Origin of the sequence: Streptomyces sp. NPDC047000, from assembly GCF_040644295.1 — a bacterium.
Classification (GTDB): domain Bacteria; phylum Actinomycetota; class Actinomycetes; order Streptomycetales; family Streptomycetaceae; genus Streptomyces.
In genome coordinates, this window is the sequence record NZ_JBEYWE010000021.1 from 1 (window position 1) to 24,976 (window position 24,976).

Annotated in this window: 21 protein-coding genes and 3 pseudogenes; 10 read left to right on the forward strand and 14 right to left on the reverse strand. The window is 69.0% G+C overall.

Going from position 1 to position 24,976, the window contains the following annotated elements; translation table 11 throughout:
• The 3 genes and pseudogenes from ABZ862_RS27450 to ABZ862_RS27460 all read left to right on the forward strand — a co-directional run.
• A partial coding sequence (locus ABZ862_RS27450) for a transposase (protein ID WP_360963286.1) occupies window positions 1-330 on the forward strand: 330 nt, incomplete at its 5' end.
• A gap of 78 nt (window positions 331-408) precedes the next feature.
• Window positions 409-897 (forward strand): transposase, encoded by a 489-nt coding sequence (locus ABZ862_RS27455; protein WP_360963289.1) that lies wholly within the window; start codon window positions 409-411, stop codon window positions 895-897.
• Between the two features lie 566 nt (window positions 898-1,463).
• A pseudogene (locus tag ABZ862_RS27460) lies at window positions 1,464-1,772 on the forward strand (IS1182 family transposase); the annotation flags it as partial.
• Between the two features lie 144 nt (window positions 1,773-1,916).
• On the opposite strand, the gene ABZ862_RS27465 reads toward ABZ862_RS27460, so the two are convergent.
• The 5 genes from ABZ862_RS27465 to ABZ862_RS27485 form a co-directional block, all read right to left on the reverse strand.
• The gene (locus ABZ862_RS27465) at window positions 1,917-3,491 is read right to left on the reverse strand and encodes an IS4 family transposase (protein ID WP_360963639.1); all 1,575 of its coding nucleotides are present in this window, start codon (window positions 3,489-3,491) and stop codon (window positions 1,917-1,919) included.
• A 277-nt stretch (window positions 3,492-3,768) separates the two neighbouring features.
• A complete protein-coding gene (locus ABZ862_RS27470) occupies window positions 3,769-4,392 on the reverse strand; it encodes an RICIN domain-containing protein (RefSeq protein WP_360963292.1) in 624 nt (207 codons plus the stop codon).
• 314 nt (window positions 4,393-4,706) lie between these two features.
• Window positions 4,707-5,354, reverse strand: a complete 648-nt coding sequence (locus ABZ862_RS27475) for a helix-turn-helix domain-containing protein (protein ID WP_360963295.1) — start codon at window positions 5,352-5,354, stop codon at window positions 4,707-4,709.
• Between the two features lie 628 nt (window positions 5,355-5,982).
• Complete coding sequence (locus ABZ862_RS27480; RefSeq protein WP_360963298.1) at window positions 5,983-6,933, reverse strand: NADP-dependent oxidoreductase; 951 nt, start codon at window positions 6,931-6,933, stop codon at window positions 5,983-5,985.
• A gap of 77 nt (window positions 6,934-7,010) precedes the next feature.
• The gene (locus tag ABZ862_RS27485) at window positions 7,011-7,502 is read right to left on the reverse strand and encodes a nuclear transport factor 2 family protein (protein WP_360963301.1); all 492 of its coding nucleotides are present in this window, start codon (window positions 7,500-7,502) and stop codon (window positions 7,011-7,013) included.
• A 111-nt stretch (window positions 7,503-7,613) separates the two neighbouring features.
• Between ABZ862_RS27485 and ABZ862_RS27490 the strand changes: the two genes are divergently transcribed.
• Window positions 7,614-8,228, forward strand: a complete 615-nt coding sequence (locus ABZ862_RS27490; RefSeq protein ID WP_360963304.1) for a TetR family transcriptional regulator — start codon at window positions 7,614-7,616, stop codon at window positions 8,226-8,228.
• A gap of 82 nt (window positions 8,229-8,310) precedes the next feature.
• Here the strand turns inward: ABZ862_RS27490 and ABZ862_RS27495 are convergent, their stop codons facing one another.
• Entirely contained in the window at window positions 8,311-9,360 is a 1,050-nt protein-coding gene (locus ABZ862_RS27495; protein WP_360963307.1) for an IS3 family transposase, read from the reverse strand.
• A 128-nt stretch (window positions 9,361-9,488) separates the two neighbouring features.
• Between ABZ862_RS27495 and ABZ862_RS27500 the strand changes: the two genes are divergently transcribed.
• The gene (locus tag ABZ862_RS27500) at window positions 9,489-10,157 is read left to right on the forward strand and encodes a Type 1 glutamine amidotransferase-like domain-containing protein (RefSeq protein ID WP_360963310.1); all 669 of its coding nucleotides are present in this window, start codon (window positions 9,489-9,491) and stop codon (window positions 10,155-10,157) included.
• Between the two features lie 33 nt (window positions 10,158-10,190).
• Here ABZ862_RS27500 and ABZ862_RS27505 read toward each other — a convergent pair whose 3' ends face one another.
• From ABZ862_RS27505 to ABZ862_RS27520, 4 genes are all read right to left on the reverse strand, one after another.
• Window positions 10,191-11,249, reverse strand: a complete 1,059-nt coding sequence (locus ABZ862_RS27505; protein ID WP_360963313.1) for a LacI family DNA-binding transcriptional regulator — start codon at window positions 11,247-11,249, stop codon at window positions 10,191-10,193.
• 64 nt (window positions 11,250-11,313) lie between these two features.
• On the reverse strand, window positions 11,314-12,195 hold the full coding sequence (locus ABZ862_RS27510; protein ID WP_360963316.1) for a carbohydrate ABC transporter permease: 882 nt from the start codon (window positions 12,193-12,195) through the stop codon (window positions 11,314-11,316).
• Entirely contained in the window at window positions 12,192-13,154 is a 963-nt protein-coding gene (locus ABZ862_RS27515) for a sugar ABC transporter permease (protein ID WP_360963319.1), read from the reverse strand. Before ABZ862_RS27515 ends, ABZ862_RS27510 begins: the two co-directional genes overlap by 4 nt.
• Window positions 13,155-13,167: 13 nt before the next feature.
• Window positions 13,168-14,502, reverse strand: coding sequence for a sugar ABC transporter substrate-binding protein (locus ABZ862_RS27520; protein ID WP_360963322.1), 1,335 nt, complete (start codon window positions 14,500-14,502; stop codon window positions 13,168-13,170).
• A gap of 196 nt (window positions 14,503-14,698) precedes the next feature.
• On the opposite strand from ABZ862_RS27520, the gene ABZ862_RS27525 reads away from it, so the two are divergent.
• From ABZ862_RS27525 to ABZ862_RS27535, 3 genes are read left to right on the forward strand one after another with little or no spacing between them, the layout of a single operon-like run.
• Complete coding sequence (locus tag ABZ862_RS27525; protein ID WP_360963325.1) at window positions 14,699-16,606, forward strand: hypothetical protein; 1,908 nt, start codon at window positions 14,699-14,701, stop codon at window positions 16,604-16,606.
• Entirely contained in the window at window positions 16,603-18,330 is a 1,728-nt protein-coding gene (locus ABZ862_RS27530; protein ID WP_360963327.1) for a trehalase family glycosidase, read from the forward strand. Before ABZ862_RS27525 ends, ABZ862_RS27530 begins: the two co-directional genes overlap by 4 nt.
• Window positions 18,327-20,084 (forward strand): beta-galactosidase, encoded by a 1,758-nt coding sequence (locus tag ABZ862_RS27535; protein ID WP_360963329.1) that lies wholly within the window; start codon window positions 18,327-18,329, stop codon window positions 20,082-20,084. Before ABZ862_RS27530 ends, ABZ862_RS27535 begins: the two co-directional genes overlap by 4 nt.
• 33 nt (window positions 20,085-20,117) lie before the next feature.
• Here ABZ862_RS27535 and ABZ862_RS27540 read toward each other — a convergent pair.
• The 3 genes and pseudogenes from ABZ862_RS27540 to ABZ862_RS27550 all read right to left on the reverse strand — a co-directional run.
• Window positions 20,118-20,333, reverse strand: a pseudogene (locus ABZ862_RS27540) (RidA family protein); the annotation flags it as partial.
• Window positions 20,325-20,548: pseudogene (locus ABZ862_RS27545) on the reverse strand (carboxylesterase/lipase family protein); the annotation flags it as partial. The pseudogenes ABZ862_RS27540 and ABZ862_RS27545, both read right to left, overlap by 9 nt.
• Before the next feature lie 365 nt (window positions 20,549-20,913).
• Window positions 20,914-21,522: an XRE family transcriptional regulator gene (locus ABZ862_RS27550; RefSeq protein WP_360963332.1), complete on the reverse strand. Its 609-nt coding sequence runs from the start codon at window positions 21,520-21,522 to the stop codon at window positions 20,914-20,916.
• A 173-nt stretch (window positions 21,523-21,695) separates the two neighbouring features.
• On the opposite strand from ABZ862_RS27550, the gene ABZ862_RS27555 reads away from it, so the two are divergent.
• Window positions 21,696-23,297: an MFS transporter gene (locus ABZ862_RS27555; protein ID WP_360963335.1), complete on the forward strand. Its 1,602-nt coding sequence runs from the start codon at window positions 21,696-21,698 to the stop codon at window positions 23,295-23,297.
• An 82-nt stretch (window positions 23,298-23,379) separates the two neighbouring features.
• Here ABZ862_RS27555 and ABZ862_RS27560 read toward each other — a convergent pair whose 3' ends face one another.
• Entirely contained in the window at window positions 23,380-23,847 is a 468-nt protein-coding gene (locus tag ABZ862_RS27560; RefSeq protein ID WP_360963338.1) for a MarR family transcriptional regulator, read from the reverse strand.
• Window positions 23,848-23,903: 56 nt separating this feature from the next.
• On the opposite strand from ABZ862_RS27560, the gene ABZ862_RS27565 reads away from it, so the two are divergent.
• Window positions 23,904-24,926 (forward strand): NAD-dependent epimerase/dehydratase family protein, encoded by a 1,023-nt coding sequence (locus ABZ862_RS27565; RefSeq protein ID WP_360963340.1) that lies wholly within the window; start codon window positions 23,904-23,906, stop codon window positions 24,924-24,926.
• The last annotated feature ends 50 nt before the right edge of the window (window positions 24,927-24,976 follow it).

Sequence of the window (24,976 nt, forward strand, 5' to 3'; positions counted from 1 at the left end):
ACCCCGGTGGTGTGGTGCTGGGACAACCTGAACGTGCACCTGGTCAAGGAGCTGGCCGACTTCGCCGAGGAGCACCAGGACTGGTTACAGATCTTCCAGATGCCCTCCTACGCACCGGAGCTGAACCCGGCCGAGGGGATCTGGTCGCTCCTCGAGCGGCACCTGGCCGACTTCGCCGCCGCCGACCTCACACACCTCACCCGCGTGATCAAGCGGAAACTGAAGAAGATCCAGTACCGGCCCTACCTGGTCGACGGCTGTCTACCACCCACCGGTCTGACCATCGACGACGACGCGATCAGACCGGCGGACTCCGCGAGTTCAACCTGAGTAAGAACGGACAGTAATGATTGTGACGTTGCGTCAGGCTTGTTGGAACGTCCCGCCCTCGTTCCCCAGGAGCTCGATGTGTCCCTCCGACCTCACTCTGGAGCCGAGATCCCGCCGCTGACCGCCCGGGTTGCCCGCGCGGCCAACCCCAAGGGCACCACCGCGATGTGGATCCGCGACCGCCTCGACGGCCTCTGGAGTGACGAGGACTTCACCGCCTGGTACCCGCGTGACGGCCGCCCCGGGCTTTCACCCGCCCAGCTCGCCACCGTCTGCGTGCTGCAGTACGCGATGAACCTCTCCGACCGCCAGGCCGCCGAGGCGGTGCGCTGCCGAATCGACTTCAAGTACGCCCTCGGACTGGACCTGGACGATCCCGGCTTCCACCACAGCGTCCTGTCCGACTTCCGCGACCGCTCGCCGAAGGCGACCGCGCCGACCGGCTGCTGGGCCTCGCACTCACCCGGATCCGACGGGCCGGCCTGCTCGAGGGGCGCGTCACTCAGCGCACCGACTCCACCCACGTCCTGTCCGCCGCACGGGAGTTGGCCCGCCTGGAGCTGGTGACCGAGGCGGTCCGCGCCGTGCTGGAAGAGGCGGCCCGCGACGCGCCAGAGGTGCTGGATGAGCTGGTCACCGCCGAAGGGGCCCGACGCTACGGCCGGCCGGTCCGCCTGTGCTCCCAGCCCAGCCACCCCGCCGCCCGCCTGGAGCAGGTGGGCAACGACGCCCGCGAACTCCTGCAACGCCTTGACGCCCGGTTCCCCGGCGGCGCTCCGGCGCAGGCGAAGGTGCTCCGAACGATCCTGGTGCAGCACTTCCTGGTGGATGCCAAGGGGCGGTTCAGGCCGCGCACGAAGCGCGACGGCCGGCCGCCCTCCCGGATTCAGATCGAGTCACCGTACGAGACCGAGGCGCGCTGGACGCGCCGCGGCGACACCCGCTGGACCGGCTACCTCGTGCACGTGACCGAGACCTGCGACGACAAGCGGATCAACGTCATCACCGACGTGGCCACCGCCGTCTCCAGCGCGGACAGCCAGGCGCTGCCCGGCATCCACGCCCGCCTCAGGCGGCTGCGCCTGCTGCCGGACCGGCACCTGGTCGACGGCGGCTGCACCTCCGTGGCCGGCATGGACGCCGCCGCCCGCCTGCACCGCGTCACCCTGATCGGGCCGCTTCCGCCCAGCACCACCCCGCAGCACCGGGCAGGCGACGGATTCGGCCGGGAGAACTTCATCATCGACTTCGACCAGCGCGAGGCGACCTGCCCCAACGGGCAGGTCAGCGGCAACTGGCAGGACCTGCCGGTGGCCGAGCCGACCAAGGTCACAGTCCGGTTCGACGCCCGCCAGTGCGGCCGCTGCCCCGAGCGGGCCAAGTGCACTCCAGGCCCGTTTCGCAGCCTGTACTTTCCCACCCGCCGCCTGCACGAACTCCAGACCAGGAACCGCGCCGACCAGCAGGATGCGGACTGGCGCCGACTCTACGGGCGACGCTCGGGGCCGAGGCACCATCGAGGAGTTCGCGGACGGCCACCGCGGACGCCGGTGCCGCGGCCTGGCCAAGACGCAATGCCGGGAAGTTTAGGTCCTCCATCTCCGTGTCCGGTCGGTGGCTGTGGTGATACTGATGGCGATCGTCGCGTTCGTGAGCGGGGTGTTCTTCCGGGTCGCGTTGTAGGCGAAGGTCGAGATCGGGCGTTTGACGCGGCGGGGCAAGATCCTGGTCGGGCGGTACCGCGGCGCCAACTCGCGTGGGTGCAGGATGGCTTGGCGAATGCCGGGGGTGGGCTGGCAGCCGTGTCGTGTGGTGGTGCCGGTCGCGGTGATCACGGTGTGGCGGGCGGTGCGGATGGTGACGGCCAGCGAGATCCGGGACGGATCAACCCCGGCATGGGTGGCGGCGTCGATGGCGATCTGCCGTGCGACCTGGTAGACGACGAGCAGGCCGAGCAGTTCCTGGAGGGCGTCGTCGGTGTGCTGCGAGCGCAGCACGCGGTCCGGTCCGCGCAGCGTGACCTTCAGCCCGGAGTACGCGGTCTCTGCTTGCCACCTTCGGTGATAGAGCTCGGCGAGTTCGGCAGCCGGGTAACGGTGGTGGTCCAGCAACGTGGTGAACAGCCGCAGGCTCGTGGTTGTCTTCGTGCCGTCGGCGGCGCGGACGGCGACCGTGGCCTCGATCACGCGGATGGCGATGCCGGCGATCTGTGGTGGTGCCGTGCGCTTGTGGCGGCTCCACCGGCGCAGCCGGTCGCGTTCGTTGGTCCCGGTGGACATCGAGAGGTAGGTGCCGTCTGGAAGGGCATGGAGCACCGGCGGCTGCAGGTCGGCGCTCATCCGCCACAGCAGTTGCGCCCCGGTGACCGCGGCTGACCGGACCAGTGCGAAGCCCTTGCTGCCTCGGTCGGCCAGCACCAGCATCCCTGGCCGCAGTGCCCGGCACAGCACCGTGCACTGGGCCTCCTCGGCCTGGGTCCACGGCCCGAGTACCGCGTCGATCAGTGCCCTGGTTCCGCACTCGACCAGCGCGGACAGCCGGATCATGGGGAAGCCGCAGACTCCATTCCGTCCGGAGGCCCGGCCGCAGTACGACCGGTTGGCCTCGCTGTCCGCGACCAGGATGCCCGTACTGTCCCAGGCCACCGTCCGCAGCCCCTTCCACCACGATCCCACCGCGTCCTCGGCCGCCACCGCCCCCTTCACCTGGTCGAACAGCACAGACAGTGGTTCCGATCCAAGCCGGCGCCGGGCCTGGCGCAATGCCGCCGCGGACGGATCGACGTCCGGCACACTCGGCGCGGCGACCAGCGCGGCCCACACACCCCGATACCCGCACTCGCCGAACAGCGCCATGGCCAGCACGAAGTACACCACCACCCGCGCAGGTAGCTTCCGTACCCGCACCTGTACACGGCCGGTCTTCGCCAGCACCTCGTCCACCAGTGACGGCGTGATGACTTGGGTCAACTCTCCCAAGTGCCCGGCCGCGAAGGCCGTTTCACCGGTATCGACGTGTGCGGGCATGCCAGACTGAAGCAACGGGGCTCCTCGTAGAAACGGTGTCTTGGTCGACTTCCGTCCTACGCGGAGCCCCGTCCTGGCTACATCAATTTCGCCGAACCGCTTGACAGCAGCCCCGTATCGCAAACTTCCCGGCATTGGGCCAAGACGCACGTCCAGCACGTCCTGACCGCACTCGCGATCAACGTCGAGCGGCTGAGCCTTCAAGAACCCGCCGACAGCTCGTACCGGCCCCGCCCTCCCACAGCATTCCAGCAGTACCTCGACGCACGCGACTTGCCCCGGCCACTGTGGTGGCGCCAAGGGAAGTGACGCCCGTCCTCAAGATTCCCGACAGAGTCACTCAATGGACTTGGAGAGGGGGCGGGGCCACGAACGGGGTCCCCCGGCCTGCCGGAGACCCCGCCGTCCTCATTCACGCGGAGTGGGTGGTCCAGTCCTGGTTGCGCCAGCCGTTGCAGGCCCACAGCTGGACCTTGGCGCCGTTGTTCGGGATGGTGTTGGAGTCCCCGTCCAGGCACTGACCGCGGTCGGCGTTGGTCAGAGTGGGCCCGTACCAGAGCCAGGTCTGGTTGGTCCGGCCGTTGCAGGCCCACAGCTGGACCTTGGCGCCGTCGTTCGGGATGGTGTTGGAGTCCCCGTCCAGGCACTGACCGCGGTCGGCGTTCTGGATCGTGTAGTAGCCGACGGGCTGACCGGCCGCCGGAGCCCAGAGCCAGGTCTGGTTGGTCTGGCCGTTGCAGGCCCACAGCTGGACCTTGGCGCCGTCGTTCGGGATGGTGTTGGAGTCCCCGTCCAGGCACTGACCGCGGTCGTTGTTGGTCATGGTCAGCCGGTAGATCGCATTGAGGCTCGCCCGGCCGCCGGCGCCCTCCTTCACGGTCGGGATCTGTGCCGTCGACGTCACGTCGATGACATGCGGTGCGGCCGAGGCCGCGTCGGCGGTGTCGGTGCCGACCCCGGCGGACGCGGTGCCGGTGGTTGCCAGGCCAAGGGCGGCCGAGGCCCCCAGGACCGCGAGCAAGATTCGCTTGCGCATTCTTTCCCCCCATGTTCGTGGTCGTGTTCGTGGTCGGAACTGCCATAACAGAGCGTGCTCATGCCGCCGTCGCGCCGCATGAGTAGCCGCTACTCAACCGCGCCGGACTTCGCCGACGCCCCGTCCCGCCGCCTCCGCGAGAACCTGCGGCGGTGTCAAAACGTGAAGTTCGCGTGTCCGTTGCGGCGGATGCCGGCAAGACGGCGGGGCGCCGTAACCCCTCCCGGGCCTAGCTGGTCCCCCCACCGGCTTGGTATTCACCTTGCCTGCCGTACGTGGCACCGCTCTACGCGCGTTCCGCTGAGCGGAACCGGTCAGTGGCGCAGCACGGGCGGCAGGTCAGCCGTGCTCGCTGCGGCCCTGGTCAGGTGGGCTGTGATGGTGGCGCTGGCCCGCGCGGTATGCTCAGCGACCGCCTCGAGCCGTCGGTGCGGCGGCACCATGGCGGTGATTACGGCGTGGAGCCGTCCGTCGGGTGATCGCAGCGGAAGTGCGGCGCAGCAGACTCCGTCCAGGACCTGCTCGCGCTCCAGGACGGCTGCTGCAAGTACATCTGCCACCCGGTGCGGACGGCTGGTAGTGAGCACTTGCCCAGCTGCGGTGTTCAGGGTGAAGCTCATGCCGTCACGCACTGGCACTACCGGCTCCACTTCTCCCGGAACGGAGGCGATGGTCAGGGCAAGGCCGTCGTGTAGGACGGCTACAACGACACTGGCGCCGGTTGCGGCGCGCAGTTTATGCAGGGGCTGGCGGGCGGCCAGCCGCAGGCCCGGATGGGGCTGCCATGCCTGGCCGAGCCGGTAGAGCTGGCAGCCCACCCGGTAGCGGCCGTGGTGCCGTTCGACGGCGCCGACCGCAAGCAGCTGGTGCAGCAGCCGGTGGGCGCTTGCTTTGGGCAGGCCGCAGGCGGCGGCGATCTGCGTAAGTCTTGCTTCTCCGCCGTGGCGCCGTAATTCGTCCAACAGAGCGAAAGCTCCCTCCAGGACCCCTCGGCTCTGTGAGGATGCGATTGAGCCTTGATGCCGTGTCTGTGACATGTTTCCCCCGAACACATGACCTGAGCCGAGTCCCCTTCGGCACGGCCGCAGGCGCAGGTAGGATGCCTGACTTCCCCAGCGATGGCGAGCCAATTCGCGGTGCTCGGCCTTCTCCTCACACGCCCGCACCGTCAAAAGCGCATGAGTCCGGTTCCTCTGAAGGGAACGGTTGAGCTGGAGGGACGCTGAGTGGGGCTGTACTTGGGGCCGCTCGTCTCTACCGTGGTGGTGGAGGGGGTGGCGGATGGGTTCGCTGTTCGAGGAGTTGAAGCACACGAAGCAGCTGCCCGGGTTCGGGTCTGTGCAGCGAACGGCCCTGTCTCACATTCGGTGGTAACCGCGTGTCACGTCCGCCCAGGGCCCTAATTGCGCAACTCGCAGACGCGCGCCGTCGCCGTATCCGGGACGAGAACGCAACCTGACACCCCCATGTATGCCCCTTTGACCTGAGTCTCTTACCGTCAGTAACCATTGCTGCTATGCGTTACCACCGAATGTGAGCCAGAGCCCGTTTGACAGACCCCGGCCCTGGCCGGCAGTCATGGGAAGACTTTCAGAAGGCGGTGAAGTCCAGCACGAGACGGCCGCGTACCCCGCCCTCGGCCAACCGCCGATGCGCTCGGGCGGCCTGACCGGCCGGCAGCACGTCGGCCACGCGCAGCGACAGTTCGCCCGTGCTCGCCTGGTCCCGCAGCCGAAGCAGCCGAGCGTGGTCGGTGGCCACCTCGGTGACCAGGACCGGGTGTATGTGGATGCCGCGGTCGGCCGGGCCGTTCCAACCGCGGATGACGGCCAGTCCGCCACCGTCCCGGATCGCCGGAAGGACGAGTTCTTCCAGCACCGCTCCGTCGAGCACGGCGTCCGCCCCGTCCGGCGCGAGCTCACGGAACCGGTCGGCGACATCGTCGCCGCGAGATACGACCTCGTCCGCACCCAGCGAGATCACCGACTGCGTGTCGGCGGCCGAGGCGTCGGCCAGTACGCGCAGCCCGTCGCTCTTGGCCAGCTGCACCGCGTATCCGCCGAAGGCACCGGCCGCTCCGGTCACCGCCACCGTGCGCCCGGCCGGCACGGCCAGCAGGTCCAGCGCCAGACGGGCCGTGAGGGCGTTCATCAGCAGCGTGGAAGCGGCCGGGAAGTCCGCACCGGCCGGGATCGGCACCACGGACTCCGCGGGCACCACGACGAGTTCGGCGTAGGTGCCGCCGCGCGGACCGTAGGCGCGCACAATCGCGACGACCGGGTCCCCCGGCCTCAGCGGGGTGTCGGTGTCCGGTCCGATCGCGTCGACGACGCCCGCGGCGTCCATGCCCGGCACGTACGGACCGGGGCGGCCGTCGAACCAGGCACGCGCGACCCCGGCGCGCAGCATCGTGTCGGTGGGGTTGACCGCTGCGGCGTGCACGCGGATGCGCACCTCGCCGGCGGCCGGGACCGGGTCGGGCAGCTCCATCACCCGCAACACCTCCGGGCCACCGAACTCCCTCAGACCGATCGCCCGCATAACCGCCGTCTCCTCTTCTGTGCGTCCGTCATCGAAGGTGAACAAGGTTTCCGTGCACACATGCGCGTGCCGGGACTTCACCGCTCGGCGGTGATGGCGGCGGCTGCGGGATTGCCCACGGACCAGCGCGAGCTGACGCGGTTGCGGCGGATGAGCCACACGTGGTCGTGATCGCGGACCAGGTCGGTCTCGAACCGGTTGCCCAGCAGGAGGTGGTCCTGGAACTCGACCGACGGCCCCTGCCCGTCGCGGTGGTGCTGCCCGATCAGGTAGCAGGTCAGCTGTGCGGTGTCACCGTCGACCCGCACCCGGATGTTGGAGAGCGCGTGGAAGGTGTCCATTCCCCTTCCCACCGTTTCCATCAACGTCCGGACCACCTGCTCGCGGCCCGCATAGGGCTCGAACGAGTGGATGCTGTGGTCGATACCGCTGAGGTCGAACACGGCATCCTCGGTGAACGCGGAAGACAACAGGCTCTCGTCGCCGAAGTCGATGCCTTCGACCATACGCGTGACCGCGTCCACGATGCCGTCTCGGTCAGTGAACGCGGTCGTCTCGGTCAGATTCATCAGCAGTCCTCAGATTCAGCCACCCAACGCCAACGTTGGCGTTGGGTCTGGTGGTGTGACGCTAACGCCTCACAGCGCCAACCGCAACGTTGGCGTTGGTAGGATCGGGGCATGAAGCGCACCGCCGAGGAGACACGTCACCGGCTCCGGACGGCCGCGACCGCCGAGTTCGCCGAGTTCGGGGCCGACGGCACCACCGTCACGCGCATCGCCGCCCGGGCAGGGGTGAACAAGGAACGGCTCTACGCCTACTTCGGCGACAAAGACACACTCTTCGACGAGGTACTCACGGAGGCACTCGAGGAACTCTCCCGCGTCGTGGCCCCGGACGGCCTCAAGTTCGACGACCTGGGCGAGTTCGCCGGACGTACCTTCGACTACTACGGACAGCACCCGGAACTGGCCCGCCTGCTCCAGTGGGAAGGCCTCCGAGGGGCACCGCCGGTGAACGCCACGGCACGTGTGGCGCACTACGGCCGCAAGGTCGCCGCAGCGGCGCAGGCACAGCGGGACGGTGTCATCAACAGCCGGATCGACCCCGGCCACCTCATGTTCATGATCATCGGGCTCGCGGCATGGTGGTACAGCGTTCCGCAGCTCGCCGTCATGCTGACCGGGGCCGAGGCCGATACCGCGGGTGAGCAGGCGAAACGGCGGGCCTTCGTGGTGGAGGCCGCTCAGCGCCTGACCGGCGCCACCACGGGGACGAACTCGCCGACGCGTTGACGGCCCTCGATCCCATGTGCCGGCCCGGCCGGCGGCCGCCCGGCGCGGAACCTGTCAAAGCGATCAAGGCAGGTAGATCGTTCTAACTCTGTGCCGGAATCGGTGGGCCGTCTGGTGTCGGCTGGTTGATCCAGGCCGCCGCGGGGGGCTCGGGTGGTTTGCGGACGAAGCGTTCGGGGTGCTTCGCGTAGACGGCCCGGAGGACGTCGGCCCGCATCTCACGGAGCTGTTCGGCGAGGCCGAAGTGCACGTCGTAGGGGGTGTGCAGGCCCATCCCGGAGTGCCGGTGCTCCTCGTTGTACCAGGTGAAGAAGCGGGTGCACCACGCCCGGGCGTCCTCGACGGAGCCGAAGCGGTCGGGAAAGTCGTGCCGGTATTTCAGGGTCTTGTACTGGCTCTCGCTGTAGGGGTTGTCGTTCGACGTCTTCGGCCGCGAATGCGACTTGGTGACACCGAGACCGGCCATCATCCGGGCGACGTTCTGGGCGACCATCGGAGACCCGCGGTCCGAGTGGATCGTCAACCGGCCGGGCCCGACACCGTACTTGGCGATCGTCTCGGACAGGAACCGCTCGGCGAGGTCCTTGTTCCCGTGGCCGGCGGTCATCCAGCCGACGGTGTAACGGCTGAAGATGTCGATGATCGTGCAGAGGCAGTGGTAGACACCCTTGACCGGGCCCTTCAGCTTCGTGATGTCCCAGCTCCACACCCGGTTCAAGCCCTCGGCGACCAGCTCGGGCACCGTCCGGGGCGGGTGGACGGCCTGGCGGCGGCGTTCACGGACCTCGCCACGGCGTCGCAGGAGCCGGCACATCGTCGACTCCGAGCACCGGCAGACGCCCCGGTCGAGAAGGATCGCGTAGATCTCGGCGGGGGCCATGTCGGCGAACTCCGGGGAGTGCAGCACGTCGAGGACCCGTATCTCCTCCTCGGGTGTGAGAGCGCGGGGATGCGGACGCCGTTCTGGCCGCGGCCCGGCCGGGGCGGGGCTTCGGCGGTGCCGGCGGTAGTAGGTGGCCCGGCTCACGCCGAGCGCGGTGCACGCCCGGACACGTCCGACCAGCCTCGTGAGCTCTTCGAGGGCCTGGTCGCGGGCAGCGTCGAACACGGCCGCGGAGCCGGCCTCTGCCACTTGGTGTTCTCGCCGTTCCGGTCCAGGGCGCTGTCCGTGGCGAACTGGTCTGTCCTTCGCAATAGCCGTGCGACACCCCCGGAGCCGGGTTCGTTGCGCCGGCCCGCGCGGCGTGCTTGGCTCGCCCGGTGAACTTTCTGCTGACGGCGGGTGGACTGCGCAACGGGACGCTGCGGGACGCACTGCGCGACATGCTGGGCAAGCCGTTCGGATCCGCGAACGTCGTGTACATACCCACGGCGTCGGTCGCCGAGCCCGGCGACCACGGCTGGCTCCTCGCGGACATGAACCGGCTGCACGGCCTCGGCTGGCGGGAGTTCGACGTCCTGGAGCTGAACGGCCTGCCCCGGCGCACGGTGCTCGACCGACTGCGCCACGCCGACGTCGTCCACGTCGGCGGCGGCAACCACTACCACCTCGCGCGCAGCATCACCGGCAACGGCCTGGCCGACGGCTTCCTGGAAGCACTGGAGAGCCGGGTCTACGTGGGGTTCAGCGCCGGATCGATGATCTTCAGCCGTCATCTCACCGGACACTCCGCCGACGTCATCGGGGACACCGAGGACCTCCACGCGCTCGGCACGACGACCGTGGAACCGCCGTTCGGCCTCTTCGACTGGTACCTCAAGCCCCACCTGTACTCACCGGACTTCCCGGAACGGGACGACCTCTGGGCCGACCGCATCACCGCGCGGGCGGACTTCCCGATCTACTTCATCGACGACGAGACCGCCCTCCGTGTCAGGGACGGCAAGACGGACGTCCTTTCCGAAGGCCGCTGGCGATTCCACCCGTGACCCGGGACACGCGACGGAGAGACCCGGCCGGCGTCAGGTGACGGCCGGGGCGGGAGCGGTGGACCCCCGAAGCCGCAGCTCGGGCTCGACGAGGATCTCCTCGGTGCCGACCGTCCGGTTCGAGATCAGCGACGTGACGATGCGGGCGACGTTCTCCGCGATGCGCTCGATCGGCTGCCGCACCGTCGTGAGGGGCGGCCCGATGAAATCGAGTACGGGCGAGTCATCGTATCCCACCACCGAGACGTCTTTCGGAACGCTCAGCCCGGCACGCCCCGCCGCGCGGTACGCGCCGAAGGCCATCTCGTCGCTGGAGGCCACGATGCCGGTGACGCCTTGCGCGAGCAGTGCGCCCGCGGCCTGCCGGCCACCCTCGACGTTGAAGTGCTGGCGGACGACGAATCGTTCGGGGTTGTCGGTGCCGTGGCGCTGCAGGGCGTGCAGGAATCCCTCGACCCGGCGGTCGGCCGGGAGGTTGCCGGTCGGTCCGGCGAGGAGCCCGATCCTGCGGTGGCCGAGGTCGCGCAGGTGCCCGACCGCCAGCTCGGCGGCGCGCCAGTCGTCGGTGGAGACGACCGGGGCCTCGGTGTCGGGGAATCCCCCGTTGATGCTCACGTAGGGGATGCCCCGTGACTCGACGAACTGGACCACGCGGTGGTCCTCGTCGCGGAGGGTGTTGCTCGAGGACAGGAAGACGATGGCGGCCACGCCCGCGTCGATGAGTGACTCGACGTAGTCCCGTTCGCGCGGCGTGCCCGGGTACACGGGGCAGATGATCGTCGTCAGACCGTAGGGATTGAGCTCGTTCTCGATCCGTTCGGCCTGGAGAGCGAAGATCGGGTTCTTCAGGTTGGGGGTCAGCATGACGACGAGCCGGTTGTCGAGAGGGCGCTCGTAGCCGACCTGCTTCAGTGCTTCCTCGACCGCCTGCCGGGTGGCCGGAGCGACTCCGTACTTGCGGTTGATGACCCGGCTGACGGTGGCTTCGCTGACGTCGGCGGCCTGTGCGATCTGCGCCAGTGTCGTGGTGCCGACCGGCGCACGGGTCCCCCTCCGCCGCTTGGGCGGCTCGCCGCCGTTCCCTGTCGTCATCTCAGCCCTTTCGATCGAACCAGTACCTGATCAGCAGCCGTGCCGTGTGTGTTGCCCCGGGTGTTCACTGTTTCACGGAGCCTGCGAGAAGACCCGCGACGAAATAGCGCTGCAGGAACAGGAACAGCACCAGGACGGGCAGGACGGAGATCAGGGTGCCGGTGAGCATCTGCCCGTAGTCCGTGGACTGGACACCGTGCAGCGTAGCCAGGGAGACCGGCACGGTGTACGCCTCCGGGGTCCTCTGCACGATGAGCGGGTAGACGAAATCGTTCCACTGGCCGAGGAACAGGAAGATGGCGAGGGCGGCCAGGGCCGGTCGCATCGTGGGGATGACGATCTGGAAGAACGTGCGCAGTTCGCCGGCGCCGTCGACGCGTGCCGCCTGGATGAGTTCGTCGGGCACGGACTGCATCGACTGACGCATGAGGAAGATTCCGAACGGCAGGGCGAGGTTCGGCAGGATGAGCCCCTGGTAGGAGTTCAGCCAGCCGAGCGCGACCATCATCTTGAACAGCGGTACGAGCGTGACCTGGCCCGGCAGGGCGAGCGACGCGATGATCACGGTGAACATGGCGTCGCGGCCCCGGAAGCGGAACTTCGCGAAGGCGTATCCGGCCGTGCTGCACACCAGCATGCCGAGCCCGGTGTACACGGCCGACACGACTAGGGAGTTGCGGACGGCGACGCCGAACTGCAGTGAGGTGAAGAGCCCGGTCAGGTTGGTCAGGAAACGGTCGCCGGGCAGAAGGGCCGGCGGCGACGAGAAGATCTCCTCCGTCGAATGCGTCGACGCCACGATCAGCCAGGCGAAGGGCACGAGCATGAGCACGGCGCCGAGGGCGACGACCGCGGTGAGGACGGCGCTGAGCGATCTCGCCGAACCGGACTCCCGGACCGGCGGGCGGACGCGCCGCAGCGGTGTCGGACGGTGTGCGAGGGTCACCGGGCACGCCTCCTGAGGACGAGCATCTGGACGACGGAGACGCCGGTGACGATGAGGGCGAGGACGTAGCCGATCGCGGAGGCGTATCCGAAGTCGAAGTTCTTGAAGGCGCTGTAGTAGAGGTACATGCCGATGGTGAGGGTGGCGTTGTCCGGGCCGCCGCCGGTCAGTACGTACGGCTCGTCGAAGAGCTGCAGGGTACCGATCGTCGACAGCACCACGGTGAGCAGGATCGCGGGCCGCAGCCCCGGAACGGTGACGTGCCAGAACTGCTGGAGGCGGTTCGCCCCGTCCATCTGCGCGGCCTCGTACAGCTCACCGGGGACGGATTGCAGCTGAGCCAGGTACATGACCGTGGTCTGGCCGGTGTAGTGCCAGGTCATCGCCATGATGATCGATGCCTTGGCCCAGAACGGGTCCGTGAGCCAGGGAACACGGGGCAGCCCGATCGAGGTGAGGAGGTAGTTGATGAAACCGTTCTGGTAGTTGAGGAGCGCGGAGAACAGGATTCCGTAGGCCACGAGGCCCATGACGATCGGAACGAAGTAGGCGACCCGGAAGAAGGAACGCCATTTGAGGAGCTTGGAGTTGAGGGCGACGGCGAGAACGATCGCGAGACCGAGCATCAGTGGTACCTGGATCACGAGGATCTCGAGGGTGTTGCGCAGCGCGGTCCTGAAGAGCGGGTCCCTCAGGAGCCGTCCGTAGTTCGCGCCGCCGACGAACTCGGTGACGCCGCCGACGTTCTGCGTGAAGCTGAGGGCCAGGGCGTAGAGGACCGGGTAGACCTTGAAGCCGAGGAACAGCACGATGACGGGTGTCAGGAACACGAACGGGGTCGCGCGAGCGCGCGGTGATCTGCGGGCCGGCTGCCGGCGGGGCGGTGTGGTGCCGGACCGGGCGGGTGGCGCGGCCTTCCGCGCCGGTGGCTGGAGGCCGGCGTTCATGGTGTCGGACATGGTTCCTCGCAGGTCAGTCTTTCGCGATCTTCCGGCCGGTCTGCTGCGCGAGCAGCGTCGCGGCGTGCCGGAGGGCCGTCCCGGGGTCGGCGCCCTTGACCAGGACCTGGGTCTGCGCGTCGTCGTAGACCTTGAGCGCCTTGGGGAAGTCCTTCGTGTAGTAGTCGGGGGGCGTGTTCTGGCTCAGCGCCTTGATGACGAGCTGGTTGGTGTCGAACCCGAAGTAGGCGTTCCGCTTCTTGAAGCCGGCGGTGTCCCACATCGGCTCGTAACTCGGGAAGAGTCCGTCGGCCTCGGTGATGACCTTCTGGCCGGCGAGCGTCGCCATGCTGTACTTGACGTACTCGTAGGCGAGCTTCTGCTTCTTGCTCGACTTCGCGACGGTGAGGTACGTGCCGCCCGCGGACGAAGCCGTGTAGCCGCCTTCCTCCATGGCGGGTGACATCCGCACGCCCCACTTGCCCTTCATCTCGGGGGCCGTGCTCTGGAAGCTGCCGACCATCCACGAGGCGCCGGGCATGATCGCGACGGGGGACTGCCCCTTCATCTGCGACGTGGTGCCCTGGCTCTGCGGGATGTCGACGACCAGGTGCTTGTCGTTCGCCTCCTTGAGGAACGTCAGCGCCTTGACACTCCCCTCGGCGCTCAGCGCTATCTTCCCCTCGGAGTCGAAGAAGAACGTGCCCTCCAGCCGGGCGAGCATCTCGAAGAGGTTCGCCGAGTCGGCCTGCGAGGCCGCCTTGTCGACGGCGAAGAGGTCGGCACCGGTCGCCTTCTTGATCTTCACTCCGGCGGCCAGCATCTGCTCCCAGGTGCGGATCGAACCGATGGCGACGCCGGCCTTCTCGAAGAGGTCCTTGCGGTAGTACACCAGGTTGGTGTTCACCTCGAAGGGCACGCCGTACTGCTGTCCCTTCGCGTTCTGGCCGCCCTTCCACAGACCGCTCGGGAAGTCCTTCGCCAGGGCGCCCGCACCCATGCCGCCCAGGTCGGCGAAGCCGTCGGGGAACGTCTCGAGATAGTTGCTCATGTAGTCGCCGCCGATGTCCATGACGTCCGGCAGGCCCTCACCGCCGGCCGCCATACCAGAAGTGATCTTGTCCCAGATCGCCGGGTTGCCGACGTCCTGGACCTTGACGGTGACACCGGGGTGCGACTTCTCGAACTCCTCGGCGGTGGCCTTCAGACCGCTCGCGGGCGATCCCCAGGCCCAGGCGGTGAGCGTGTCCTTCCCGGCGGGATCCGACGACGCCATGGAGCACCCGGGCAGCAGCAGGGCGGACAGGGCGGTGACTGCGGTGAACACGCCTACCCGGGCGCGCCCGTGACGACACGGCGTTGTGGTCATGGCTGACGATCCTCCTCGATCGAGATGCAGCTCGCGGTGGGTGGGCGCCATGATGGCGCGACTTACCGGTGTCTTGCAAGATTTCCTTGCAAACTTCCCATGAGGATTTGCATACTTGGCGACGCCAGTCACTTGTCGATGCCGGCAAGCATCACCTCGGGCGGGACACCACCGCATGAAGGAAGTCACGACACCGATGCCATTCATCGCCCCAGATCGCGTACCGCCCACCGACGGGACCCCGGCTCGCGTCGACGAACACACCTGGTCGGTGACGGCCGGTCAGGGACCGCACCCCCGGATACGGTTCGACGCACCCGCCGGTCCCACAGTGCTGCTCGCCACCGAGACCGGTGAGCGGCGCATCCTGCCGGACGACGGCTCCTCCCCCGCCGGCCTCACAGGCTCCGGAGCCTGCTGGCTGCTGCCCCCGCACCCCGGCTCGGCCGAGCCCGCCTGGCACATCGTCAGCGACGGCACGATCGAACTGCACTCCGACGGGAACCGCCGTACCGTCACCGTCCACGCCCCCACCGCCACCCTCGTCGCCCACCGGGCCCGGCCGCACGCCGACGTCGACGGCGCGCGGTTCACCATCGGCCTCCCCGGCGCAGACGCCCTCGCCGACGCCCTGGCCGGGTTCTACTGGGGCACCGTCCTGCCCTGCGTCGTAGAACGGACCACGGCCGCCGGCTACCCGGACCGCGACGGGTACGTGATCAGCACCCTGGCCGACAAGTACGTCGGCACCTACCCGGACGTCGACCACGAATTCCAGATCAAGGGCCGGATGGCCTGGGGCAGCCGCACCGACCAGGACGTCGTACGGCGGATGATCGACCTCCAGCTCCGCCTGATGCGCGAAGACCCCCAGCAGCTGTGGCGCGACCCCTGCGCCGTCCAGCCGGACGGCGAACGGGAGTACCACGTGCGCAGGAACAGCCTCGACGGCTCCCGGAACGCCGTCATGTTCCTCGTGACCGGCAACGTCGAGGTCCTCGAGTCCGCCTGGCTCTACTTCGCCCGCACGAAGGACACCGGCTGGCTGCGCGAGCGGATCGAGGACCTGGAGGGCGCGGCCTCCTGCACCCTCGACTGCATGGACCGGCGCGGTCGGCTCTGGTCCGACGTCTACTACGAGGACCAGGTCATCAAGGACGGCAGGGAGACCATGGCCGCCTCACTCGCCGCGAACTCCTTCGAACTCCTCGCCGCACTCGAGGACGTGCTCGGACGCGAACAACGAGCCGTCTTCTACCGGCAGTCGGCCGCCCGCCTCGCCGCCGCCGTACGCGAGCCGCTCCCGGCCGGACACTGGGACGACGTGACCCACCGCTTCGTCGACTGGGTAGACCGCTCAGGACACGTCCACGACCACATACACCTCCTCGCCAACGTGCTCCCGGCGATGTTCGGGCACGCCGACGGCGCACAGAGCGAACACGTCCTCGCGCTCGTCGACCGGGAACTGGAGGAGTTCCAGCGCTTCCCGACCTTCCTCGCCGCCCGCGTACAGGACTACACCGACGACGAGATCGGCGACGGCGGCCCCTACGACCTGTGCGCCGCGGGCCGTTACTGGTGCTGGGACGCGGCCTTCTGGTCATGGCGCCGCAACGGGACGATGCTCAGCCGACAGCTCGAGGCCGTCGCCGCACAGGGCGCCTCGGACGACTACGTCATGGGCGAGCGATACGACATGGACCACGTCCACTACGTCGACGGCTCCGACTGGCACGGCGCCGCGCACTACTACGAGTACCCCTGTGTGTACGCCTGGGTGCTGTTCACCGAATACCTCGGCATCCGTCCGACGCTCACCGCGGACCTGCGCATCGCGCCCCGGGTCGTCGGCACCGGCAGCGTGTCCCTCGCACAGCGGGCCTACGAACTCACCTACCGAATCGACCAGGACGGCTTCGAACTCGTCAACAACGCCCGCCGGACGCGCTCCTTCGAGCTGGACCTCTCCGCGCTCGGGGACGCCGACACCGGCCCGACGGACTGCGCCGCTCCGCGCACGGTCACGCTCGCGGCGGGCGAATCGGTCCGCGTCGCGCTGCCGGACACCGCCGCTCCCGCTGGAACGGAGAACCGCGCGTGAGCACCTCGCCCCTGCTCGACATCGACCTCGGCACGACACCATTCAGCCGCCGCGGATCCTACTTCGCTGTCTCGCGCGTCACCGATCAGCGGGACCACGGCGTCTTCCTGCGCACCGTGCGCGGTGACGCCAGGCACCGCGAGATCGCCCGCCTCCTCCTCGACGGCACCACCGAAGCGAACGCCCTGACCACCGCAGGACAGTTGACCCTCCACCACGGCAGCACCCGAGCCGACGTGATCCTCGACGGACCGGGCCGCGCCTACCTGCGCGTCCGGGGCGGAACGCTCGCACTCGACTTCCGCGCGACCTCCCAGTACGACTCCGTCTTCCAGGAGGACGACGCCACCTGGCGGTTCATCGACAGCGGCGCCAACCGCAACTACCGCATCCGCGCGGCCGGAGGAACATCCCGGTTCGACGCCCGATGGGACGGCATCCGCAACTCCGAGGCATGTCTCAGCATCACGGCGCACGACGGCGCGGCGACGATCGTCATCGACGAATACGGCAGCGCCGTGCCCACCGGCCCCCTCCACGACCCGGACGACCTCGCCGCCGCGGCCCAGGCCGACTTCGACGCGTGGTGCCGCACCCACGGCGACGACGGACACCGCGACCCGGAGACCGGCGCCACCGTCCGCCTCGCCGCGTTCGTCACCTGGGCCGCCCTCGTGCCGCCGGGCGGCTTACTGCGACGCGAGTCCATGCTCATGTCGAAGAACCGCATGACCAACATCTGGAGCTGGGACCACTGCTTCAACGCCATGGCGCTGTGGCGGGACCCGCAGGCGGCCGCCGGCCAGCTCCTCGCCGTCTTCGACCACCAGGACGAACACGGCTGCCTCCCCGACTACGTCAACGACGCGGGCGTCGAGCGGAACTTCGTCAAACCGCCGATCCACGGCTGGAGCATCGCCCGCCTCATCGCCCGCGGCGGCCTCGACCCCCATGACGCGGCCGCACTCTACGAACCGCTGCGGCGATGGACCGAGTGGTGGTTCCGGCACCGCGTGTACGGCGACGACGGCATCCCCTCCTACAACCACGGCAACGACTCCGGATGGGACAACGCAACGACGTTCGCCGCCGGCGTGCCCGTCCAGAGCCCGGATCTGCTCGCCTACCTCGCCCTGCAGACGCAGACGCTCTCCCTGATCGCCCGGCGCACCGGCCGACACGACGAGTCGGCTCACTGGAACCGCAGGACCGACGCCACCGTGCGAACGCTGTGCGACCGGTTCTGGACCGGGGACCGCTTCGTCGCCAGGGACACCCTGACCGGCCGTGTGATCGACTCACGGAGCCTGCTGGCCTTCATCCCCCTGATCCTCGGAGACCTCCTGCCACCAGCAGTGCGTGACACGACTGTGCGCCGGCTCCTCGACGGCGGCTACCTCACCCCGCACGGCCCCGCCACCGAACCACCGGACAGTCCTCGCTACGAAGCCGACGGATACTGGCGCGGCCCCATCTGGGCGCCCTCCACCATGCTGCTCGCCGACGGGCTGCGCCGCAGCGGACGGCCCGACCTCGCCGACGACATCGAGACCAGGTTCATGGCGACCTGCGCGGGCGCGGGCATGGCGGAGAACTTCGACGCGACGACCGGGGCCGGCCTGCGCGACCGCAGCATGACGTGGACCGCCTCGGTCTACCTCTCGATGGTCTCCGAACGCGCCGAGCGCCGAGCCCTCGCCGGCCCCTGCGAGCGTGCGTCATGAGCCGCTTCACCGTCGGAGAACGGGACTTCCTCATGGACGGCACCCCCTTCCAGGTGCTCTCCGGAGCGATCCACTACTTCCGTGTGCACCCCGGCCACTGGCGCGACCGCATCCGCAAGGCCCGGCTCATGGGACTCAACACCGTCGAGACATACGTGCCGTGGGGCCTCCACGAACCGAGGCCGGGCGAGTGGACGGACTCCGGTGCGCTCGACCTCGGCCGGTTCCTGCGCACCGTCGCCGACGAGGGGATGCGCGCGATCGTACGGCCAGGGCCGTACATCTGCGCGGAGTTCGCCAACGGAGGACTGCCCACGTGGCTGTTCACCGATCCCACCGTGGGCGTGCGCCGCAACGAGCCACGCTTCATGCGGTCGGTCTCCGCATACCTCACCCATGTGACGGACATCGTGGCGCCGCTCCAGATCGATGAGGACGGCCCGGTGATCCTCGTCCAGGTCGAGAACGAGTACGGCGCCTACGGAGAGGACGCGGACTACCTCGACGCGCTGACCGCCATGGTCCGCGACGCCGGGATCACCGTGCCGCTCACCACGGTCGACCAGCCGCGGCCGCACATGCTGGAGAACGGCTCCAGGCCCGGACTGCACCGGACCGCGTCGTTCGGATCACGTTCGCTGGAGCGCATGCGCACCCTGCGCCTGCACCAGCCGACCGGACCGCTCATGTCGTCCGAGTACTGGGACGGATGGTTCGACTCCTGGGGCATGTACCACCACACGACGTCCGCCGAGGAGTCCGCCGCCGATCTGGACGCCCTCCTCGGCACCGGAGCGTCGGTCAACCTGTACATGTTCCACGGGGGTACCAACTTCGGTCTGACGAACGGAGCGAACGACCGGGGCGTCTACCAGCCCATCGCCACCACGTACGACTACGACGCACCGCTGGACGAAGCGGGACGCCCCACCGCGAAGTACTGGGCCTACCGGGAGGTCCTGGCGAAGCACACCTCGGTGCCCGACGAGGTTCCGGACGTCCCCGAAACAACTCCGACCGGCGAGGTCCGTCTCGCTGCGGTCGTCTCCTTCCCCGAGGCCGCGTTCACGGCGATGCCCGTCACGGCGACACACGCCGTACCCACCTTCGCCGAGATCCGCGCCGACGCCGTGTACGTCCTGCACCGGTCCTGGCTTCGGCGCCCGTCCGCGTCGGTCCTCACCGTGGGCGAAGTCCGCGACCGTGTGCACGTCGTCGTCGACGGGCACTGCGCCGGCGTGCTCCAGCGCGAGGACCACGCGACCGCGCTCACGCTGCCTCCGGTGACTCGGGAGCTGCTCCTCGTCGTGGAGGACCAGGGACGCGTGAACTACGGTCCACGCCTGGGCGAGGACAAAGGCATCATCGGCGGCGTACGCATCGACGGCGCACCGGTCGTCGGATGGGAGACCGTCGCACTCGACGCCGACGACGTGATCAGGCTCTCCCGTACCCCCGCCCGTCCGGAATCGCCGTCGATACCGGGGCTGACCGTCTCGGTCGGCACGTTCGAGGCCGAGGACACACGCGACCGCTTCCTCGACGTCTCCACGCTGGGCAAGGGAACCGCATGGGTCAACGGGTTCTGCCTCGGGAGGTACTGGTCGCGGGGACCGCAGCGAACGCTGTTCGTACCCGGCCCCGTGCTCGTTCCGGCGGGACCGAACAGGCTGGTGGTGCTCGAACTCGACACCGCGCCGTCCGCCACGGTCCGATTCGTGGCCGACCTCGATCTGGGACCGGTCGAGGATTAGCACCGCCACCGCCACCGCCCGGATCAACGACTCGCCCACGGCCGCCGCGTACGCCTCGTTCGTCTCGGCCAGGTGGGCGGGGTCGGTGAGGTGCACGCGCAGCATCACGACGCCCTCCGGGCCTGCGCCGGCCGCCTTCAGCACGGCCGTGACGTTGCGCACGAGCTGCACAGTCTGTTCGGCGACCGTGGTGCCGGCGATTTCGCCGGCACCACGGTCGAAGCGGATCGAGGTGGCGTGCAGTTCCACCGCGCGGATGGCGCCGAGCTCTCCGTCGAGCGCGTGGGAGCGCCAGGCGAACTCGTAGGCGTGGGTGGTGGAGTCCGGGTGGGCGGATCGGCGTCGGCCAGGGCCCTGCTGCCCGCGCCGAACAGGGCGTCGGCCATGACGGCGGAGCGCAGTTCCGCGAAGGACGCCTCGGGACGCGCCGTGCGGTGGCCCTCGACGAGCCGCGCCGGTTCGGGGCAGGCAGCGTTCCACGGCTGCCTGCCCATAGGCGCCCTCCAGCTCTCGGTGAAAGGCATTCAGTGCCGTCCGGTGCTGCGGACTCAGCCGTTCCGCGATGGCGAGCAGGCGGAACGCCGGCTCGCGGCCCGCGTACCCCAGCACGTACGCCGAGACCAGCCAGGAGAGTCCGGGGCGAGGATCTCCGCCCGGCCATCGACGTCATGCCGGTGGTGGCTGTGAGGGGAGGTCTGCGGGTGGGCGCGGGTCATGGCCTCACGCTAGGACGATCATGTGCGTGTGGCGCCATGGCTTCCGTATCCGCAACGAGACGGCTGTGCGGGGTGCCGGACACGCAAGACGCCACCCCTCAGCGGGCGGGTGGTCACGTGCGGGAGCCGTCTGATTGGCGGTTGCTGCTGTCGGCGCCTCGGCTGTCGCGCTGGTGGCCGCGGCGGGCGTCGCGGTCGAAGATGCCCAGGATCTCGCAGGGTCCGCCCTCGGCGCCGATGGCGTGCGGCAGCATCGTGGGGAACTCGGCGGCCTGGTTCGTCTCGACGCGAAGGCGCCGGTCGCCCAGCAGCAGCACCGCGGTGCCGGACAGGACCACGAGCCATTCGCGGCCCGGGTGGGCGCGCATCCGTGCGGGATTGTCCGGGGGCGGTTCGGTCATCCGCTGGCGCACGACGCTCATACCGGGGTCGCCCTTGATGGGCCAGCGCATCAGCCCGTGCCTCCCGTCGATCACAGGGCTGGTGACGACGTCGTCGGAGGCGGTCTCCACCAACTGGTCCAGAGAGGTGTCCAACGCGCGGGCCAGGGTGACCAACTGGTCCAGTGCGAGACGTCGCCGGCCGTTCTCGATGCGGGAGAGCGTGGACTGACTGAACCTGGCGCGGTCGGCCAGCTCCTCCAGGGACCATCCCTGCGCCACCCGCAATGCACGGATGCGTTTGCGTACGAGGCTGTCCAGATCGCCGTCACCTTGCGTCATAGGCAAGATTGTATGCCCTCTCCGCAAGACGGGTTTAGCGTCCTGTGCAGAGAAACGACGTCGCCACCGCCTGACAGCCGCCCGGCGTGCGACCACCGGCCTCCAGCGCGATCCCGGCGGCCGGACACAGGTCCGCCGTTGCCCCCCCCCGCATGTCTTTTTGAGAGGAATCCATGAGTACGAACCGGTCCGCACCCGCGGCAGCCGACGGCGCCGCCCACGCCGACGGTGCGCCGGATGCGCGTCAGCTGCGCACCGTCCTGATCGCGGTCTGTGTCGCTTTGATGGCGGTCATCGCCTCGGTATCCGGACTGAACGTCGCGCAGCCCGACCTGGCCGTCGAGTTCGGCGCCTCGCAAAGCACGATCCTTTGGATCATCAACATCTACACGCTCACCCTGGCCGCCCTGCTGCTACCGCTCGGCGCCATAGGTGACCGACTGGGCCGCAAGCCCATGCTGATCACCGGACTGATCGTCTTCGGCGTGGCCGGCGCGCTAGCCGGGCTCGCCCCCTCGGCCGACGTCATGCTCGGCGCGCGCCTCCTCAGCGGCATCGGCGCGGCGATGATCATGCCCATCACCCTCGCTGTGATCACTTCCACCTTCCCGGAGGAAGAGCGCGGCAAGGCGATCGGCGTATGGACCGGCGTCGCCGGAGGCGGCGGCATCCTGGGTATGTTCCTCTCCGCTGCGCTTGTGGACGTTGCCAGCTGGCGCTACCTGTTCATCCTGCCCGTCGCGCTGGTCGTCGTCGCACTCGCCATGGGCATGCGCTCGGTGCCCAACTCCCGCGAGCGCTCGGACCACTCCTTCGACACCGTCGGCGCACTGACCTCAGCCGTCACCGTCGTCGGTCTCATCTTCGTCCTCCAGGAAGGCCCCGAGCACGGCTGGAGCGCCCCTGCCACCCTGATCGGCCTCGCCGTCGGTCTCATCACCGCTGTCTTCTTCATGGTCTGGGAGCTACGCCGCCGTGACGCCTCCCTGCTGGACGTACGCCTGTTCCGCGAGCGCGGCCTGGCCGGCGGATCGATCACACTGCTGGCCCTCTTCGGCGTCCAAGCGGGAATCTTCGTCGTCCTCTTCCCTTTCTTCCAGGCCGTCCTGGGCTGGTCGGGCCTGCTGTCCACGCTCGCGCTGATGCCCATGGCCGTGGCGATGATGACGACCTCAGGCCTGGCCCCCGGACTGGCCGCGCGCATCGGCTCCCGCTCCACCATGGCCGTGGGGATCGCGCTGGCCGGTACCGGCTTGGCACTGATGGCCCTCAGCGTCTCCGTCGACGGCGGATACCTGTCGGTCCTGCCCGGCATGCTCGCCATGGGCATCGGCATGGGCCTGTCCATGACCCCGTCCACCGAGGCCATCACCCGCTCCCTGCCGCGCGAGAGGCAGGGCGTCGCCTCCGCACTCAACGACGTCACCCGTGAGTTCGGCACCGCCCTGGGTGTTGCCCTGCTCGGCGCACTGCTGTCCGCCGGATACCGCAGCGCCATCGACGGCAAGCTCGACGGCATTCCCCAGGACGCCGCAGACACCGCACGCGAAGGTGTCGCAAACGCCGTCGCGGTGTCCGGCAGTGCGGGCCCCCATGCGCAGGAACTCGCGCAAGCCGCGCGGCAGTCCTTCGTCAACGGCTGGCAACAGGCCATGTGGGCAGGCGTGGTGATCATGGGCGCCCTGTTCCTCTACGTCCTCACCCGCGGCCCGAAGAACGTTGTCCCCGCGCCCGGGACCGACGCGGAAGCCGCCGAGGCTGTGTCCTCCCGGTAACCCTGCCGAGAGGGCGTTGCCGCCGGACTCCGTGCGCAGCACCAGGTGAGACAAGGTCCGTTCGAGATGCGATCAAGACGGACTACGGGCGTTGCGGCAGTTGCATTTTCGTGAGCAGCGCGAGCAGGGCGTCCTGTTCCTCCACGTCGAGAGCGGCGAAGAGGCCGGAGGCGTGAAGCCGCGTTCTCAGCGCCTCCCACAGCTCGTGCCCGCGCTCCGTCAGAGCCAGGGTGCGTTTGCGGCCGTCGACGGGATGAGGCCGGCGGGCGATGAGTCCCATGCCTTGGAGCTTGTCGGCGGCGAGGCTGACCGTGGAGGGGTCGCAGCGGAGGCGGGCCGCTATGTCCCGCATCGTCGGCGGCTCGGTTCCGGGGGCAAGCGCCCACAGCGTGCCGGCGACGGAGGCCGGCACCCCGAACTCGCCGAGCACCTGGGCCACGACCGCGTCCGCGGCGTTCCCCACCTCCACGAGAGCGCGGACGATCTCGGCTTTCCGCTCGACGTCGGCGTCGTGAGCCGTCGGTGCCTTCATGCCGCGATTAAGGGTCACGGGGCCATGATACGCTCCCAAAATCAATGACAAACTCAATGACTTTGGTGGGGTAAATGACCGGCGGTCACATCGACGACACAGTGCTCGTCACGGGCGGAACGGGCTATCTGGCCGGCTGGGTGATAGCGGGTCTGCTCCAGCGCGGTTACCGGGTGCGCACCACCGTGCGCAGCCTCGGCCAAGCGGAGCAGGTGCGCCTCGCCGTCAGCGAGCAGACAGACGGCGAGGCGGCGAAGGCCATCGATTTCGCGGTCGCCGATCTCCTCAGCGACGACGGCTGGGAGAAGGCGGCCGCGGGTGCCGACTTCGTGCTGCACGCCGCGTCTCCGATGCCCTTCGGCGCGGGCGCGGACCTCATCAGAACCGCCCGTGAGGGCACCCGCCGCGTCCTGGGTGCCGCCGCGCGCGCCGGAGTGAAGCGTGCCGTGCTCACCTCTTCCGGCGTCACGGCCGACACCGGCGACTCCGACATACCCACGACCGAAACGACATGGGCCGCGCCGTCCGGCACTCCGGTTCGCGCGTACCCCGATTCCAAGATCCTCGCCGAGCGTGACGCATGGGATCTCGCCGCTGCGACCGGCCTCGAACTGACCGCCGTCCTCCCGACGTTCATGCAGGGTCCCATGCTCGGCAGACCGAACAGGCCAGGAACGGTCGGGATCATCAGCCGCCTGCTCACCCGCGGGATTCCCGCCGTGCCGAACATCGGATGGAACGTCGTCGACGTCCGCGACGTCGCCGAGCTGCACATCCTCTCCATGACGAGCCCAGCCGCCGCAGGCCAGCGCTTCCTCGGCTCGGGCACCTTCTGGTGGTACCGGGACATCGCCCGCGTCCTCCGCGAAAATCTCCCGGACGAAGCCGCCAAGGTGCCCGAACGCACCATGCCTGACATCATCGTCAAGCTGCTCGCGCGGGTGAACCCGCAGATGGCGATGCTGCGCCCCGAGCTCGGCCGCAAGAGGCTCGTCGACAACAGCAAAGCACGTACCCAGCTCGGCTGGCAGCCCCGCTCCACCCGACAGACGATCATCGACACCGCCACCGCACTCATTGCCAAGAAAGCGCTCTGAAGCGGCTGGGCCGTGACACCGCCGAGCTGACTGCGCTCGCCGACCACCTC

Excerpts from the sequence above, each read along its gene's own strand:
- ABZ862_RS27490 (WP_360963304.1), top strand. The coding sequence starts at position 7,614 with ATGAAGCGCACCGCCGAGGAGACACGTCACCGGCTCCGGACGGCCGCG.
- ABZ862_RS27465 (WP_360963639.1), bottom strand. The coding sequence starts at position 3,491 with ATGCCGGGAAGTTTGCGATACGGGGCTGCTGTCAAGCGGTTCGGCGAA.
- ABZ862_RS27485 (WP_360963301.1), bottom strand. The coding sequence starts at position 7,502 with ATGAATCTGACCGAGACGACCGCGTTCACTGACCGAGACGGCATCGTG.
- ABZ862_RS27550 (WP_360963332.1), bottom strand. The coding sequence starts at position 21,522 with ATGACGCAAGGTGACGGCGATCTGGACAGCCTCGTACGCAAACGCATC.
- ABZ862_RS27565 (WP_360963340.1), top strand. The coding sequence starts at position 23,904 with ATGACCGGCGGTCACATCGACGACACAGTGCTCGTCACGGGCGGAACG.
- ABZ862_RS27535 (WP_360963329.1), top strand. The coding sequence starts at position 18,327 with ATGAGCCGCTTCACCGTCGGAGAACGGGACTTCCTCATGGACGGCACC.
- ABZ862_RS27520 (WP_360963322.1), bottom strand. The coding sequence starts at position 14,502 with ATGACCACAACGCCGTGTCGTCACGGGCGCGCCCGGGTAGGCGTGTTC.
- ABZ862_RS27555 (WP_360963335.1), top strand. The coding sequence starts at position 21,696 with ATGAGTACGAACCGGTCCGCACCCGCGGCAGCCGACGGCGCCGCCCAC.
- ABZ862_RS27525 (WP_360963325.1), top strand. The coding sequence starts at position 14,699 with ATGCCATTCATCGCCCCAGATCGCGTACCGCCCACCGACGGGACCCCG.
- ABZ862_RS27470 (WP_360963292.1), bottom strand. The coding sequence starts at position 4,392 with ATGCGCAAGCGAATCTTGCTCGCGGTCCTGGGGGCCTCGGCCGCCCTT.
- ABZ862_RS27480 (WP_360963298.1), bottom strand. The coding sequence starts at position 6,933 with ATGCGGGCGATCGGTCTGAGGGAGTTCGGTGGCCCGGAGGTGTTGCGG.
- ABZ862_RS27505 (WP_360963313.1), bottom strand. The coding sequence starts at position 11,249 with ATGACGACAGGGAACGGCGGCGAGCCGCCCAAGCGGCGGAGGGGGACC.
- ABZ862_RS27515 (WP_360963319.1), bottom strand. The coding sequence starts at position 13,154 with ATGTCCGACACCATGAACGCCGGCCTCCAGCCACCGGCGCGGAAGGCC.